Origin of the sequence: Paenibacillus sp. P13VS (assembly GCF_015143645.1) — a bacterium.
GTDB classification, from domain to species: Bacteria; Bacillota; Bacilli; order Paenibacillales; family Paenibacillaceae; genus Paenibacillus; species Paenibacillus xylanilyticus_A.
Genome location: NZ_WYEV01000008.1, coordinates 286771 through 303723 on the forward strand (window position 1 = coordinate 286771; position 16953 = coordinate 303723).

The 16953-nt window shown below is 48.4% G+C and carries 16 protein-coding genes and 2 other annotated features (1 of these 18 only partly in view); all 16 genes read left to right on the forward strand.

The annotated features are described in order from the left end of the window. Window positions 1-130, forward strand: a binding site (T-box leader) (it extends 159 nt beyond the left edge of the window). Window positions 131-188: 58 nt separating this feature from the next. The 16 genes from GUA98_RS21310 to rplU all read left to right on the forward strand — a co-directional run bounded on the left by GUA98_RS21310 (window position 189) and on the right by rplU (window position 16948). Continuing rightward, the gene (locus GUA98_RS21310) at window positions 189-2855 is read left to right on the forward strand and encodes a valine--tRNA ligase (protein ID WP_153979771.1); all 2667 of its coding nucleotides are present in this window, start codon (window positions 189-191) and stop codon (window positions 2853-2855) included. Window positions 2856-2933: 78 nt separating this feature from the next. Continuing rightward, on the forward strand, window positions 2934-4310 hold the full coding sequence (locus GUA98_RS21315; RefSeq protein ID WP_193724317.1) for a bifunctional folylpolyglutamate synthase/dihydrofolate synthase: 1377 nt from the start codon (window positions 2934-2936) through the stop codon (window positions 4308-4310). A gap of 56 nt (window positions 4311-4366) precedes the next feature. Then, window positions 4367-5686: a UDP-N-acetylmuramate--L-alanine ligase gene (gene murC, locus GUA98_RS21320; RefSeq protein WP_251643265.1), complete on the forward strand. Its 1320-nt coding sequence runs from the start codon at window positions 4367-4369 to the stop codon at window positions 5684-5686. A 118-nt stretch (window positions 5687-5804) separates the two neighbouring features. Further along, entirely contained in the window at window positions 5805-6992 is a 1188-nt protein-coding gene (locus tag GUA98_RS30200; RefSeq protein ID WP_193724319.1) for an SPOR domain-containing protein, read from the forward strand. 144 nt (window positions 6993-7136) lie between these two features. After that, the gene (locus GUA98_RS21330; RefSeq protein WP_095293309.1) at window positions 7137-7379 is read left to right on the forward strand and encodes a DUF4321 domain-containing protein; all 243 of its coding nucleotides are present in this window, start codon (window positions 7137-7139) and stop codon (window positions 7377-7379) included. A 91-nt stretch (window positions 7380-7470) separates the two neighbouring features. Next, window positions 7471-8082, forward strand: coding sequence for a Maf family protein (locus GUA98_RS21335; RefSeq protein WP_193724320.1), 612 nt, complete (start codon window positions 7471-7473; stop codon window positions 8080-8082). A 35-nt stretch (window positions 8083-8117) separates the two neighbouring features. Next, complete coding sequence (radC, locus tag GUA98_RS21340; RefSeq protein WP_095361429.1) at window positions 8118-8807, forward strand: RadC family protein; 690 nt, start codon at window positions 8118-8120, stop codon at window positions 8805-8807. Window positions 8808-8992: 185 nt separating this feature from the next. After that, entirely contained in the window at window positions 8993-10027 is a 1035-nt protein-coding gene (locus GUA98_RS21345) for a rod shape-determining protein (RefSeq protein WP_095293312.1), read from the forward strand. 185 nt (window positions 10028-10212) lie between these two features. Next, window positions 10213-11088 carry a rod shape-determining protein MreC gene (gene mreC, locus GUA98_RS21350; RefSeq protein ID WP_095361430.1) on the forward strand — a complete coding sequence of 292 codons (876 nt, stop codon included), beginning with the start codon at window positions 10213-10215 and terminating at the stop codon, window positions 11086-11088. Next, window positions 11088-11621 carry a rod shape-determining protein MreD gene (gene mreD / locus GUA98_RS21355; RefSeq protein ID WP_095361431.1) on the forward strand — a complete coding sequence of 178 codons (534 nt, stop codon included), beginning with the start codon at window positions 11088-11090 and terminating at the stop codon, window positions 11619-11621. Before mreC ends, mreD begins: the two co-directional genes overlap by 1 nt. Window positions 11622-11695: 74 nt before the next feature. After that, window positions 11696-12358 carry a septum site-determining protein MinC gene (minC, locus tag GUA98_RS21360; protein WP_095293315.1) on the forward strand — a complete coding sequence of 221 codons (663 nt, stop codon included), beginning with the start codon at window positions 11696-11698 and terminating at the stop codon, window positions 12356-12358. A gap of 3 nt (window positions 12359-12361) precedes the next feature. Continuing rightward, on the forward strand, window positions 12362-13156 hold the full coding sequence (minD, locus tag GUA98_RS21365; protein ID WP_024633965.1) for a septum site-determining protein MinD: 795 nt from the start codon (window positions 12362-12364) through the stop codon (window positions 13154-13156). Between the two features lie 236 nt (window positions 13157-13392). Next, window positions 13393-14271 carry a M23 family metallopeptidase gene (locus tag GUA98_RS21370; RefSeq protein WP_193724321.1) on the forward strand — a complete coding sequence of 293 codons (879 nt, stop codon included), beginning with the start codon at window positions 13393-13395 and terminating at the stop codon, window positions 14269-14271. Next, window positions 14264-15124 (forward strand): M50 family metallopeptidase, encoded by an 861-nt coding sequence (locus GUA98_RS21375; RefSeq protein ID WP_193724322.1) that lies wholly within the window; start codon window positions 14264-14266, stop codon window positions 15122-15124. Before GUA98_RS21370 ends, GUA98_RS21375 begins: the two co-directional genes overlap by 8 nt. 106 nt (window positions 15125-15230) lie before the next feature. Next, a complete protein-coding gene (locus GUA98_RS21380; RefSeq protein WP_153979763.1) occupies window positions 15231-16481 on the forward strand; it encodes an Rne/Rng family ribonuclease in 1251 nt (416 codons plus the stop codon). Window positions 16482-16537: 56 nt separating this feature from the next. Then, window positions 16538-16622 (forward strand) — a sequence feature (ribosomal protein L21 leader region). Window positions 16623-16636: 14 nt separating this feature from the next. Further along, on the forward strand, window positions 16637-16948 hold the full coding sequence (gene rplU, locus GUA98_RS21385; protein WP_095293319.1) for a 50S ribosomal protein L21: 312 nt from the start codon (window positions 16637-16639) through the stop codon (window positions 16946-16948). Window positions 16949-16953 lie beyond the last annotated feature (5 nt).

Sequence of the window (16953 nt, forward strand, 5' to 3'; positions counted from 1 at the left end):
TGAAGTAGGATGGGCCGGTAGCAGCCGTTATCTGCTTGAAGTGTCACGATAGCCTCAGAAAGGCATGCTGTTTCTTTCTGTCTGCGTGAAACAAAGGTGGTACCGCGAAAGCTAACCTTTCGTCCTTTGATGGATGAAAGGTTTTTTTGTTTTTTGGCGATGATGATTAAGTAACGGAGGAATGACACATGTCTGAAGAAAAAAAATCAGCGGCAACAGAAATGCCGACTACGTATGATCCGAAAGCTGCCGAGCAGAAATGGTATTCTACCTGGACAGAACGTGGATATTTCAAGGCTGGTCAGCGCAAGGATGCTGAACCGTTTACCATTGTAATTCCACCCCCGAACGTAACCGGTATGCTTCATATCGGGCATGCACTGGATTTCACACTCCAAGATATCCTGATCCGCACCAAACGCATGCAAGGATATGACGCTTTGTGGCTCCCAGGGTCTGACCATGCAGGTATTGCGACTCAAACCAAAGTAGAGCAAAAGCTGCGTGAAGAAGGTTTGACCCGCTATGATCTTGGACGCGAGAAGTTCCTGGATAAAGTCTGGGACTGGAAAGACCAATACGCGACAACGATCCGTCAGCAGTGGGGTAAAATGGGACTCTCCCTGGATTATTCACGTGAACGCTTCACGCTCGATGAAGGACTTTCCCAAGCGGTGCGCAAAGTGTTCGTTCAACTATATGAAAAAGGCCTGATTTACAGAGGCAAACGCATTATTAACTGGGATCCGGTGAACCGTACTGCATTGTCTGACATTGAGGTGGAGTACAAAGAGGTTCAGGGACACCTGTATCATCTGAAATACCCACTTAAGGACGGAAGCGGTTATGTTACAGTGGCAACGACTCGTCCGGAGACGATGCTCGGTGATACTGCAGTTGCGGTTCATCCAAAAGATGAACGATATACAGACATGATTGGCAAAACGCTGATCCTGCCAATCATCGGCCGGGAAATTCCGGTTATTGCAGATGATTATGTAGATAAGGAATTCGGAAGCGGTGCTGTAAAAATTACGCCTGCACATGATCCGAATGACTTTGAAGTGGGTCTTCGCCACAACCTGCCTCAGATTACAGTAATGGATGAGACAGGTACCATGAATGCGGAAGCAGGCAAATATCAGGGTATGGATCGCAGCGACTGCCGCAAGCAGATCGTTGCAGATTTGCAGGAACTGGGTGTATTGATCAACATTGAGGATCACACACACCAGGTTGGACATAGCGAACGGACGGGAGCTGTGGTTGAGCCTTATTTGTCCACACAATGGTTTGTTGAGATGAAACCTCTCGCCGAAAGAGCCATCCAAAAACAGCAGAACGGGGAAGGCGTAAACTTCGTGCCGGATCGTTTTGAGAAAACATATCTGAACTGGATCGAAAATGTTCGTGACTGGTGTATCTCACGTCAGTTGTGGTGGGGACATCGTATTCCTGCCTGGTACGACGATGAGACTGGCGAAATTATTGTATCGGCTGAAGATCCAACAACTCTGCCAGAGTACGCTGGTCGTAAGCTGAGACAGGATGAAGATGTTCTGGATACGTGGTTCAGTTCGGCATTGTGGCCTTTCTCCACACTCGGCTGGCCTGAAGATGCTGAAGATCTGAAACGTTACTATCCGACAAGTGTGCTTGTAACCGGATATGACATCATTTATTTCTGGGTTGCACGGATGATCTTCACAGCTCTGGAGTTCACGGATGAAATTCCATTCAAAGATGTTCTAATGCATGGTCTGGTTCGTGATGCGGATGGCCGTAAAATGTCCAAATCCCTCGGTAACGGTGTGGATCCGCTCGATGTTATTGAGAAATACGGTGCAGACGCGATGCGTTATATGATCTCCACCAGCAGCACGCCTGGCCAGGATCTTCGTTTCCGCTGGGAGCGGGTAGAACAGGCACGTAACTTTGCTAACAAAATCTGGAATGCATCACGTTTCGCACTGATGAATCTGGAAGGCTTTACTTACGAAGATCGCGACATCAGCGGAGAGCTTGGAACAGCCGATTATTGGATTTTGCACCGTCTGAACGAAACTTCCCGCGATATTACGCGTCTAATCGAAGCATACGAATTTGGGGAAACAGGACGATTGCTGTACAACTTTATCTGGGATGACCTCTGTGACTGGTATATTGAATTTTCCAAGTTGTCCTTCTACGGTGAAGATCCGGTTGCCAAGAAAAAAACACAATCGGTACTCGCTTATGTCCTGGACCACACCATGCGCCTGATTCACCCGTTTATGCCTTACATCTCGGAAGAGATTTGGCAGCATCTGCCTCATGAAGGCGAGACGATTACACTTGCATCTTGGCCAGTGTATGATCCTGCGCTGGAGAATCCGGAAGCCGTTGCCGAAATGAACCTGCTTATGGATACCATTCGTGCCGTACGTAACATTCGTGCAGAAGTAAACGTGCCGATGAGCAAGAAGATTGAATTGATGGTAAAAGCGAACAGCGCCGAGACATTCAGCATTATCGAACGCAACAGCCATTACATTCAACGATTCTGCAATACATCCGAGTTCGACAGCGGACTTGATCTGAGTTCACCGGATAAGGCCATGAGTGCTGTAATTACGGGAGCTGAGCTTTACTTGCCGCTGGCTGGACTGATTGATATTGAGCAGGAAGTGGCTCGTTTGGAGAAAGAGCTGCAGAACCTTGAAGGCGAAGTACTCCGTGTAGAGAAAAAGCTGGCGAATGAAGGCTTTGTAGCCAAGGCACCAGCCAAGGTTATTGAGGAAGAGCGCGCCAAACAAGCGGATTATTCGGATAAACGGGATAAAGTCATCGCCCGGATCAAGGAACTGAAAGGTTAATGTTTCTGGGTCGGATGGAGAGCAAGCATGCCATCCGGCCGCTTTTTTCAATCAAACTCGGGACCGAAGGTGAAACATATGACGGAACTTAATGGCACGGGCGTAGATGCCCCTCTGCATACCTATGACGAGGCTGTGGACTGGATCAATGGCCTTATTCCTTTTGGCATCAGACCCGGATTGGAACGAATCACGGAGCTCATGTCATTGCTCGGTAATCCTCATCAGCGTCTCAAGTTTATTCATGTCGCGGGAACGAACGGAAAAGGTTCGACTTGCGCTTTTTTGACGTCAGTTCTGCTTCAGGCGGGGTACGATGTAGGAACGTTTACGTCTCCGTATATCACGAAATTCACGAATCGTTTTCAGTACAACGGCGAGGATATTCCGGAAGAGACGCTGCTGAAGTTAGCGAATCGACTCCATCCGCTGGTCACAGATATGGCCTCTAGTGTTCTTGGATCACCTACTATGTTCGAAGTGTCTACAGCCCTGGCACTCTTGTACTATGCTGAAGAGTGTTATCCGGATGTAGTAGTATGGGAGACTGGACTGGGGGGAAGGATGGACGTAACGAATATTGTTACACCCGTGGTTTCGGTCATTACGAATATCGGTATGGATCATACGGATATCCTGGGTGATACCATTGAAGCGATCGCGGGAGAAAAAGCAGGCATTATTAAACCAGGCGTACCTGTTGTCACCTGTGTTACGCAGCCAGAGGCTGTTAGGGTGATTCAGGAAAAGGCCCAGCAAGTCCGATCAACTGTGTATTTGTCTGGAGAACAATTTTCTTACCATAGACTCCATAGTGATGAGAATGGTCAAGCCTTTCATTTTTCAGGACCGTTCCGCGAGCTGGATGCTCGCATTCGAATGCAGGGCATTTATCAGATGGATAATGCTGCGGGTGCTCTTATGGTGCTTGAATTGCTCAGACAGTACATGGCATTCATTCTGGATGACAGAGATATTGCGCTTGGATTGGAGAATGCCTTCTGGGCTGGCCGATTCGAGAAGGTCGTTCACGAACCCCGAATTGTACTGGATGGTGCGCATAATCCGGAAGGGGCAGAGTCACTGGCCAAGAGCATTGTCGACGTATATCCTCACAACAAGTTAAATTTGATGATGGGCATGCTGGCGAATAAGCATCACGAAGCGTATTTGCAGCATATACTGCCACTAGTGGATACGCTGATCCTGACCGAGCCAGATTTCCGACGCAAAATGGATGCAGCCGAGTTGCTGCAGATCGTCGAGCGGTTACGTCCCGCCATTGCGAAAGAGAATCTGGAAATCATCGTCGAGCCCGATTGGGCGAAGGCACTTGATCTATTGAAGTCACGGACGGAAGCGGAGGATCTGGGGGTGGTGTCCGGCACACTGTATCTCATTGCAGATGTGAGGGCAGCCCTTTTGCATCAAACCGATTCTGAAAAAGGTTGGTGAAAGTTTTGTTAAATACATCAGAACACGTTCATTTTATAGGGATTGGCGGATATGGCATGAGTGCCATCGCACGAGTTATGCTGGAGATGGGATACACCGTTACCGGATCGGATGTCGCTTCACAGGAGTTGACTGAGAAGCTGGCAGCCAAGGGAGCGAAAATATATATCGGACATACAGCTGAACACGTAAATGGAGCAGATCTTGTGGTCTACTCTACAGCAGCTCCGGCGGATAATGTGGAGCGGGTGGCAGCCGAGCAGCTTAATATTCCGATTCTTCACCGTGCACAGATGCTGGCGCGCCTGCTTAATGAGCGCAAAGGTGTTGCGGTTGCAGGTGCACACGGCAAAACGACGACTTCCTCAATGATTGCACTTGTCATGGACAAATGCGATACAGACCCGACGTATATCATTGGCGGAGAAATCATGAATTTGGGAACCAATGCCAAGGCGGGCCAGGGTGACTGGGTCGTGGCTGAAGCAGATGAGAGTGATGGATCGTTTTTGCAGTATCATCCATGGCTAGGTATTGTGACCAATATTGAAGCCGACCATTTGGAGAATTACAACAGCGACTTCGAGGAGCTCAAAAAAGCGTATGTACAGTTCTTGAGTCAAATTCGTCCGGAAGGAACGGCTATTGTCTGTGCGGATGATGAGAACGTTCAAAGCATTTTGCCTGAGCTGAAATCCCGAATTACGACATACGGCATTGATCAGAAGGCCGATTATATGGCATCGGATATCGTACTGGGTGACCGCAGGATCTCCTTCACCATGAGCCATCAGGGTAACGCGCTGGGAACGGTAGAACTCTCTGTTCCAGGTAAACATAATGTCTACAACGCGATGGCCACGGTCATTACCTGTCTGGAAGCAGGCATTCCGTTTGAGAAAATCACGGCAGCCATTATTCAGTTCCATGGTGCCAAACGCAGATTCCAGGTGCTGGGTGAAGCACGCGATATTCTGGTCATCGATGATTATGCTCATCATCCGACTGAAATTGAGGCAACCATCAGTGCAGCGAAAGCGACAGGGAAACGTATCATCGCGGTGTTCCAACCGCAAAGATATACGCGTACCTTCTTCCTGCTGGATGCGTTTAGTCGTGCTTTCGCGGAAGCTGATGAGGTACTTATTACCGACATCTATTCTCCGGCGGGAGAAAAACAGATTGAAGGTGTTCACTCCGCTAAGCTGGTTGAACTGATTGTTCAGAACAGTAATGCTGCTGCTCGTTATTTGCCTACCAAGGAAGAAGTGGTAGCCGATTTGCAGAATCGTCTGCAGCCAGGAGATCTTGTTCTCACGATGGGAGCAGGGGATATCTGGAAGGTTGGCGCCACACTGGCCAAAGGACTGAAATAGTCCACTTTATGACCCGCTTGTCTTCGTAAAGAAGCAGGCGGGTTTTTGAATTTCTAGGAATCTTTCATTGTCTCGGGGCATATAGCTGATATAAATGGGACAAAGGAGAGGGTACGGGGTGAGCAATGCTAGAATGACGTTTCGTTTCGGGGAGAACGAGTCGGACAAGCCGAATCATAAGGATGAGAAGGTGATGGGAACCTTTCCATCCTTATCTGATGAGATATCGCACAGTGCTCCGCGGATCGATGTCGCGCCTTCATGGACACCGGAGGATATCCCTGGAGATTGGGGAGAGACCACCCTGAGCGGGACAAGTATACTAGAGCCGGATCAGAGAAAGGACCGGAATCTGGAGCCTGTACAGTCGCAGTATGTTTATTCGGATCATACAGTGTATCCTGACGAAAATGAGAAAGAGCTTCCTGAAGACAGCAATGATGTGGGTCATGACTGGATGGCGGATCGTGATCATTACTCCTACAAGCGAAATCGCCCTCCGAGGGGCTGGAAGATGATTGGTTCGGTTACGGGAGCATTGGTCACCGGTGCCCTTTTTGGTATGGTTATTCTCTCTTTTTTTAATCGGGAAGGAACAGGTCCGGACGTACTTCCCCAAACCAATCAACCAGTATCGAGTGTGACGGGAGTGCAGGGTGCTTCCAGGACGGATCAACAAGCACAGTCAGCACTTAGCGGAGGCAATTACTATGCACTTCAGTACGGTGTTTTTAGTTCGCCTGAACGTGCAGAACAGGCCAAGCTTGAACTCTCACAGGCTGGAATTGCTGCAGGAACGGATCCGGACGATGGGAATCGGGTCTATGCAGGTATCTCTTCCGACCGTGAAGAAGCCAAACTGCTGAGCTCACGTCTTAAGGCGGAGGGTGTGGAACTGTATGTCAAAGAGATCGCATACCCTGCAGTGGACTCTGCAGCTCTCGGTATGAACGAGGAAGATGTTCAGCTCTTCTTCAGCAGCAGCAATGCATTGGTGGAACAACTATCCACATTGTCCATCGGGCAGCTTGGTCAAGCAAATCCAGGGCCTGTAGCTTCGGAAACGATGACTGCATTACAGAATCAGCATGAGGCATGGATAACAGGCATGGGTAAACTCTCAGCAGGGCTCGGACAAGAGGCAACGCCGATCGTTTCAGCCATGGAAAAATCGATGAACAGTGCAATTACGGCAGTTGCCGAGTATAACAAAAATCCCTCCGATGTACACATGTGGGCGGTACAAGCGGATCTGATGGATTATGTTCTGCAGCAGAAAAAATGGCTTGAAGGGATCAAGCAATAAGTTTTCCTTCCCCTAACACAGCCCCGAAATCCCTGTCCGGCAAGGAACTGGAAATAGTTCCCCTTGCCGGATTTGTGTTTGTATTGACGTACAAAACCCCGTATAATAATGTGGGTGTCAAAAAATGGCGAGGGAAGATAACCGATGAAAAAAAACTTCGGCATGTTAATACTGTTTCTTCTGCTCGGCTGGATGGCCGGAGCGTGGATCGCCAAGGCACTGCAGCCAGTCAAGGCTGTTGCCATTCTAACCAAAGCCACGACCATACGTTGGTCACCGCAAGCTGATCTGGATATTATCAGTTATGACATTTCATTTCAATTTCAAATGAGCCTCCTCAGTTTGATTGGTATTATTGCAGCTGTATGGCTGTATCGCAGACTGTAGGAGAATGACGATTTTTGACGACGAAACTTAGCGAATGACATCTACTATGGTGATGTGACAGATGTCGCCGTAGCATAAGGAGCCGTTTATTTTGAATAAATCACAATCGCGCCCTATTATTCTGGCCTCCACTTCGCCGCGGCGCAAGGATCTGATCGCTTCACTTCAACTAGCTTTCAAAGTAGTACCAAGTCACGCCAATGAAGATACGCCGCCGGAATGGACTCCTGAGCAGACGGTTCAGGAGCTCGCTATGCGCAAAGCAATGGCTGTCTATCGCGGGCTTGAAGGTCAGGAACAGGACGCCATTATTGTAGGCAGTGATACTGTCGTTGTGCTGGATGGAGACATTCTGGGCAAACCTGTGGATCAACAGGATGCTGAACGTATGCTTGCCAGACTTCAGGGACGTACACATCGTGTATTCACTGGTGTTGCTTGTATTGATGCTGGAGATGGAAAGTCCGTTGTGCACTATCGGCAGACGGAAGTAACGATGAAAGAACTGTCCGAGTCAACGATCAGGGCGTATGTTCAGACAGGCGAGCCTATGGATAAAGCAGGGTCGTATGCAATTCAAGGAATTGGCGCTTCACTGGTAGACCGCATTGAAGGATGTTACTTTAATGTTGTGGGCTTGCCTCTTTCCCTGCTCAGCGACATGTTGGATGGATTCGGAGTTCATGTGCTGCCGCGAGCCTGATTGTGGGAAATGATTGATGTGAAAAGAGGGAATATATGGAGTCGCCTCAGTACATGATGCGCGACATCCCCCATGAAGAACGCCCGAGAGAACGCATGATGGAATATGGGGCGGGCGCCTTAAGCCATGCAGAACTGCTGGCTATTTTACTTCGGACAGGTACGAGGCAGGAATCGGCAGTGCACATGGCACAGCGCATTCTCACTGAAGCAGGTGGCATCCGTTCACTAATGGATATGAGTCTGAACGAGTTGACTGCCATGAAAGGAATTGGTATGGCCAAGGCTGTTCAGCTCAAGGCTGGTATTGAACTTGGTCACCGGATTGCGCAGAGCAGACGGGTACAGTCTCCTTCAATCCGTACACCTCGTGACGCAGCTGATATTTTACTCGAGCAGCTGCGTTACTTGCAGAAGGAACACTTTGTGTGCCTTTTCCTGAATAGCAAAAATCATATTATTGCCCAGGAAACACTCTCCATGGGTAGCCTTAATGCTTCAATTGTACATCCACGTGAAGTGTTCCGTGCTGCCATCAAATGCAGCAGTGCCTCGATCGTATGCGCACACAATCATCCGAGCGGTGATCCTACGCCTAGTCCTGAGGATATTCAAATAACCAAGAGACTGATCGAAGCAGGTTCAATCGTCGGCATAGATGTGCTGGACCACATCATAATCGGCGATGGAACATACGTAAGTTTGAAGGAGAAGGGCTTAGTATAATATAATGGTTGGCGTTGATGTTTTCCTATGAATATTGACGGCGTTGTCCGTAGAAGATAGGTTCACTTTACAGATGCAACACATTTCAATGAATGATGAACCCTGCTGGATTGCAGAGGAAATGAAAATGAAACGCTCTGAACGTTAAGAGGGCGGCAATATGAGTCAGAAAAGGAGATTACGTCATGTTTGGTGGTTTTACGAAAGATTTGGGTATTGATTTGGGGACAGCGAATACGCTGGTTTATGTACGTGGAAAAGGAATTGTGGTGCGGGAGCCTTCGGTGGTTGCTCTGCGGACAGATACCAAGAGCATTGAGGCTGTCGGGGAATCTGCCAAAAAAATGATCGGACGTACTCCTGGTAACATTCGTGCGATTCGTCCAATGAAGGACGGCGTTATTGCCGATTTTGATACGACGGCAACGATGATCAAATACTTTATTCGCCAGGCGCAGAAACAGCGCTCGATGTTCCAGCGTCACCCGAACGTTATGGTATGCGTACCATCCGGAATTACAGCGGTAGAACAACGTGCGGTTGAAGATGCAACGAAACAGGCCGGCGCGCGTGAAGCATACACAATTGAGGAGCCATTTGCAGCAGCCATTGGTGCAGATCTTCCGGTATGGGAGCCAACAGGCAGCATGGTTGTGGACATCGGTGGAGGAACGACAGAAGTGGCGGTCATTTCCCTCGGCGGAATCGTAACAAGCCGTTCTGTTCGTGTAGCTGGTGATGAGATGGACGAATCGATCATCCAGTATATTAAACGTCAGTACAATCTGATGATTGGTGAACGTACATCCGAACAATTGAAAATGGAAATCGGTTCAGCTATGCCACTGGAACAAGTGGAAACGATGGAAATTCGCGGACGCGATCTCGTAACAGGTCTGCCTAAGACCATCACGATTACATCGGATGAAATCAGCGAAGCACTGGCAGATACGGTAAATGCAATTGTAGAAGCTGTGAAAGTAACTTTGGAAAAATGTCCTCCTGAGCTTGCGGCAGATATTATGGACCGCGGTATCGTGTTGACTGGCGGCGGCGCGTTGCTCCGCAATCTGGACAAGCTGCTGGCTGGTGAGACAGGTATGCCAGTCATCGTAGCGGAAAATCCACTCGATTGTGTAGCAATCGGAACAGGTAAAGCTCTGGAGAACATCCATTTGTTCAAAAGCAGAAGCAGTTCGGCAGTTCGTTCCAAACGTTAATCCGGCACTGATCGCTTAATGTCACGTTTGAGTTGAGCGTCAGTTGCCAACGAAGAGGACCCGGCTTCAGCCGGGAGAGCTATTACCCGCATACCCGGGGAGATCAGCGAATATTCTCGAAGGGACTATCAGTCTGCACGTCTCCCCGCCGGGCATAGCTCGGAAGAGAATATGGATGTTAGAGGGTGTTCGAACTGTTTAAGCTGCTGGGCAACAAAAGACTTTTTGTTTTGCTGGTGGGCCTTGTTACATTTATCGCGTTAATGGGCTTTACGCTCGGTCCGCGAACCGCTCTATCCTGGCCGGAAAAATTCCTGAAGGATTCAGTCGGATTTGTACAATACGTATTTTACAAGCCCGCTTCTGCTGTAGCGGGCTTTTTCAAAGATGTAGCGAACATGCGTGCGGTATATCAAGAGAATGAAGAGCTGCGAATCGCGATGGGGCACTATACCCGGGATCGACTGAAGTATAACGAAATGGAAAAAACCAATGATCGTTATAAGGATTTGCTAAAATTTACGGCTGAACAGAGAAATCGGTATAACTACGAATATCGTATTGCACAGGTCATCAGTGCCAATTCCGATCCCAATAGCAGAACGATCAATATTGATATTGGGGAGAATGCGGATATTAAGCCAGGCATGGCCGTCACTTCCCAGGATGGTCTGGTTGGGGTGATCAGTCACGTTAGTGCCTATACCTCAACGGTGAATTTGCTAACCTCGATGGATGCCAACGATCCTAATTCCAATGCCATCGCAGCAACGGCGGTGGGCAAGGAAGATACGGTTTTCGGTATGATCGAGAGCTTTGATCCCAAGACGGGCATGTTCAAGATGACCAAAATTTCGGAAGAGTCTGATATCAAAAAAGGTGACGAAATTATCTCATCAGGTATTATCAATAATTTTCCGAAGTACATGCGAATCGGGGAAGTCAAGAAAATTGAAGTTGGCGAATATGGACTCACGCGTACAGCAACGATAGAACCTTATGCAAGCTTCCTGGATTGGAAAGAGCTGATGGTGGTTATTCCTCCCGAGGTGAAGGAGTAATGGTGACACGCAAGCAAGTCTTGTTCCTGTTGCTGTTCGTTCTGTTCATCGCGGAAGGAACGATTTTGCCACTGCTTATTCCTTCCGGATGGCAACTGCGCATTTCGGCCAATTTGGTTTATATCGTCATTCTGTTTATTGCTGTATATCATCATCGCCACACTGCTCTGGTGCTCGGCATCTTTTTTGGACTGCTTCATGACGTTGTATTTTATGGAGAGATGATCGGACCTTATGGATTTGCAATGGGGTTATCTGCTTATATGATGGGACTTATATTCCAGGCACCGCGTGCACCACTTCCAGTTATGGTTACAGTCGTCATTTTGGGAAGTCTGCTTAACGACACCATGTTGTTCTTTTTATATAAGCTCTTCCGCCTCAATCATGTGACCTTTGACTGGGCTTTGCTTGAATATATGATTCCCAATCTGTTCATTCATTTCGTGTTTGCTCTGATCATTTATACTCCGCTGCGTAAGCAGCTGGAGCGTATCGGCAAAAGAAAGAGCAAGGTGCAGGAAGCATCCTGATACATTTTATAGAGTGAAAAGCAGGAACTTCGAGGCCCGGGCACGAAATGTAATGAGATGGGAGGGACAGGCTTATGACGGTAAAATCGAATCACGTAACGATTAAAGGCATCCGAGACGGCTTGGTTTTCCTGTTGGACGATCAATGTGAATTCGAGGAATTGCTCTATGAGCTCCGCTATAAGCTGGAACACAGCCATCAAAATATTTTGACCGGACCGATTGTTCATGTGGATATCAAACTGGGCAGCCGCGAAGTGACAGAGGACCAAAAAGAAGCGATATTGGACATTTTGAAGCAAAAAGGGAATCTGCTCATTCGCTCCATCGATTCACCAGCCCTTAAACCAGAGGTTAAAGGGCCACCGCCAATTGTTACGATGTGTGGCATGGTGCGTTCAGGTCAAGTGCTTCATCACGAAGGGAATCTCCTGTTTCTTGGGGATATCAATCCGGGGGGCACGGTGACGTGTACCGGAGATATATATGTTTTGGGTTCACTCAGAGGCATGGCTCACGCTGGGATCGGCGGGGACGACGAGTCAATCATTGCCGCATCGGTATTTGCACCGACGCAGCTTCGAATCGCTGATATCATCAGCCGTCCCCCTGATGAATGGGAGAGCCGGGATACCGGGATGGAATTTGCTTATTTACAGGACAATCAGATGCAGATCGACAAGATGAGCAACATCGTTCGGTTGCGCCGAGATTTTAATGTGTTTAAAGGAGTGTAGCTCATGGGAGAGGCGATCGTGATCACTTCGGGTAAAGGCGGCGTTGGTAAAACAACCACCTCAGCAAACATCGGAACAGCGCTGGCGCTGCTCGGAAAAAAAGTTTGTCTGGTAGATACCGATATCGGCCTTCGCAATCTGGATGTTGTGATGGGACTCGAGAACCGGATCATTTATGATCTGTGTGACGTGGCAGACGGGCGTTGCCGTCTGAATCAGGCGTTGGTAAAAGACAAACGCTTCGAAGAATTGTATATGCTGCCTGCAGCACAAACAAGAGACAAAAACTCTGTATCTCCGGAACAGGTTAAGGACATCATTCTGGAATTGAAAAAAGATTTTGAGTATGTCATTATCGATTGCCCTGCCGGGATTGAACAGGGATTCAAAAATGCGGTCGCTGGAGCAGATCAGGCCATCGTGGTGACTACACCGGAGAACGCTGCTGTACGTGATGCGGATCGGGTCATCGGTCTACTCGAGAGCTCGCATATTCAATCACCGAAGCTGGTTGTAAACCGTATTCGGAACAACATGGTCAAATCGGGCGATATGCTTGATATTGATGGTATTTTGCAAGTCCTCAATATTGATCTGATTGGTATTGTGCCAGATGATGAACTTGTCATCAAAGCGGCTAACTCTGGAGAACCTACAGTCATGAATCCAGACTCGCTTGCAGCGATTGCCTATCGGAACATTGCTCGTCGCATTCTGGGAGATACGGTTCCACTGATGCAGTTAGAGCAGAAAAAGGGCGCATTCTCACGCTTTAAAAAGTTTTTTGGTATGGGTTAAAAGGGTTAATACAATCGTCCTCATAGATATGAATACTTACCGCCGCGGCCTTTGCAGCCCGGCTTTATTAATGCGTTCAGCACAGAAATCCCTATCATTTTTCTCCACATTAAACTCCACTCTGCAGGTTGATCTCACCTGGGTGGAGTTATTTTGCTTTGACCCGGAAGCTTGTTCATATTATGAAAGAGCTCTTCATAGGATGTATTAAACAAGCCTCGGCGGGAGGATATACCATGAATACGAAACTTCGAATCAAGCAAAGAAGAGAAGAACGGATACGGCGGTTGCTGGATGGCGCGGCGATGGAGATGATGCAGGAAGCGAATCCGGGGCCCAGCAAGAAGATTGCCGAGAGCCTAAGACCAACTTCTTCTTTTGATATACAGGATCAGACAAGACATGTTGGATCAATACTGGCAGAACAGGAAAGGGATCCTGAATGGCTGTGGAAAAAAGAGAACGGACATTACGGTTCAGGTGGTCATACACGTTTTAACCTGGTGAAATCGTTGGTGCGTCGAACCGTAGTCAGTGCATTGGTTTTTGGTGCGGTATGGGGACTGTTTCAACTCAATGCGTCATGGGCATCTTCACCCAAAACGGTAATTGCAGATGCGCTGCATCGGGACATGGACTTTGCCTCGGCTGCTCTCTGGTATGAACGGTACTTCGGCGGAACGCCGTCTTTCCTGCCCGTGCTGGGTCATTCCACAGATGCAGTTAATGGTTCGGGGGTTAGATCACTGCTGGGTAAACCGCTCTCTGGGACAATCGTCCAACCATTTGCGCTGAGCATGAAGGGTATAGAGATTGTCCCGGAAGCAGAGGGAACTGGATTTGTACAGGTGGTCAGTTCGGATGCAGGACGAGTTCTGCAGGTTCTTGGTGATGCAGAGAATGGGATAACCGTAGTCATCCAGCATACAGGCAGCTTGACTGCGATATATGGACGACTGAACGATAGTGAAGTCGAAGTGAATGACTGGGTGGAGGCCGGAAATGTCGTTGGCAGCCTCAAGTCCACAGGCGGAGAACAACCTGCCACGCTATATTTTGCTGTAAAAGAGGGCGAAGAGTATGTAGATCCTGCGGAAGTGGTTGCCCTTGATTAGGTTGTGGGGTGTACGCATTTCGCTTCATCCGTTTTTCGTTATTATTATGCTGGCTTCCTTGGCTACAGGACATTTCATAGAACTCATCACCCTGTTTGCGATCGTATTTATTCATGAATGTGGACATGCTGCGGCGGCAGCCCTTCTGGGCTGCCGTGTCCTGTCAATTCAGATGCTTCCTTTTGGCGGTGTGGCTGTTATTGAAGACGGGGGCCGGCTTACGGCTGGGCGGGAAATCATCATTGCGCTGGCCGGTCCTCTGCAAAACATATTGATGGTCGGGATCACCATGCTGCTGCAGTACGCCAACCTAGGAGATCCAGTATTCTTGGCGTACATTATCCAAGGGAATCTACTGATTGCGCTGTTTAATCTGCTGCCCGTACTTCCGCTGGATGGCGGTAAAATTGTACAGGCACTCGTCAGTCTGATTGCTCCTTACTATACGACGTTAATGTGGACCTATCGGATTAGCATCCTATGCAGTACAGGTGTTATTCTGTTTGCCATCAGCAAATGGATCACAGGAGACTACGGGCTCCCGCTGAATATCTTGCTCATTGGTCTCTTTCTGTTCTATTCCAACGTGACCGATTATCGAAACGTACCTTATCGCTTTATCCGCTTTTTGATGAATCGGGAAGGTGCATTTGCCCATCATGCGGCTACAGGCAGTTTGGCACAGCCGATAATCTCATTTCCGGCGAAACCTTTGGACACTATTCTGCGTCTATTAAAGAGAGAAAAATATCATATGATATATGTGATGAACAGACAGGGACGAATTATGGCCGTTTTGCCTGAACAGCGAATTATCGGTTCCTATTTCAAGCAGAACATAGATAAACTGTAATAAGGTTGTTGAACTCGTCCGGATTTGGGGTAATACATATACATTGAGAATTGCAAAGACACAGAATGGATGTGGATGAATTGAATTGTCTTCTAGAGGTCAAGCCATGAAACAAATGATCGTACATAATGAACACAACCTCATGCAAATGGCGCTTCTGGAAGAAGGCAAAGCTGTGGAATTTACAGCAGAACGTACACGCGAACGCGGACTGCTTGGTTCGTTTTTCAAAGGACGGGTCGTCAACGTGCTGCCGGGTATGCAGGCTGCTTTTGTGGATATAGGTCAGAAAAAAAATGCCTTTCTATATGTGGATGATGTCCTGCACCCTCATTTGGAGAAACAACCCAAGGTGAAACCTTCAATCTCCGAATTGCTTCGTCCAGGTCAGGATGTCATCGTTCAGGTTCTAAAAGAGCCGGTAGGAAGCAAAGGAGCCCGGGTGACGACACACTACTCACTACCGGGCCGATGGCTTGTCTACATGCCGATAGCGGACTACATAGCCGTCTCGAAGAAGATTGCCCGTGAAGGGGATCGCTCCCGTCTTAAGGCATTGGGAGATCAGCTCAGACGTGGGGAGGAAGGGCTGATCATTCGAACCGTATCCGCAGAAGAGCAGCGTGAGGCCATAGAGGCTGACTTGGAATCGTTGCGTGAGCAGTGGCGTTTGATATGCGAAAAAGCTGACAGTTTGCCTTCACCGAGCCTGTTGCATCGGGATCACAGCATGGTTCAGCGAATTATTCGGGATGTGTATACTCCAGGCAGCGATGAGGTTATTACAGACAGTGAAGGACAAGCCCGGGAGGTGAGGGCTTTACTGGAGGAGATCTGTCCGGGTCATCAGCCAAAGGTACAGGTTTACCGGGGTGCAGAGTCCATTTTTGCTGCGTATGGCGTTCAAGAGCAGCTCAATAAGGATTTTGCACGCAAAGTATGGCTCCCCGGCGGAGGTTACATCGTCATCGATCATACAGAGGCACTTACGGTGGTGGACGTTAATACAGGCAAATTCACTGGAGGCGGCGGGGATAGTCTGGAAGAAACCGTAACGGAAACCAACATGCAGGCAGCCATTGAAATTGCACGTTTAATGCGTTTGCGGGACATTGGTGGCATGATCATTGTGGACTTTATCGATATGGAGGAAGCAACCAATCGGCAGGAAGTTGCTGCAGCGCTGGAGGCTGAACTCAAAAAAGATCGAACCAAGGCTTTTGTCATGGGCTGGACCAAGCTGGGTCTGCTTGAACTTACACGTAAAAAAGTCCGGGAAGAAAGTACACTTCCTTATGTGGAGCCCTGTTCTTCTTGTCACGGGACAGGTAAAAGATATATTTCACCATTGCATTGATTTTTGCTCGCGATGATGATATAATCATCAGGTATGTGTTTAGCCTATTGGTCTTGCACATGCTGTAACCGCACTGGCCGGGTACAAGAACAGCTCCGCAAGGAGGCTGTCACCTGAGACCGGGCGAGTCTGAGACATGAGGAGGTGCAAGGCAAATGTACGCAATTATTGAAACAGGCGGCAAACAGTACAAAGTCCAAGAGGGCGATGTTCTGTTCATCGAGAAATTGACTGCGAACGATGGCGAAAGCGTAACGTTCGACCGTGTCCTGGCTGTATCTAACGATCAAGGTTTGACAGCAGGTACACCATTGGTTTCCGGAGCTACTGTAACGGCTAAAGTGGAGAAACATGGCAAAGGTCAAAAGGTTGTTGTATACAAATACAAACCGAAAAAGAACTACCATGTGAAGCAAGGTCACCGTCAACCGTACACTAAAGTAACTATCGAGAAAATCCAAGCGTAAGAGGG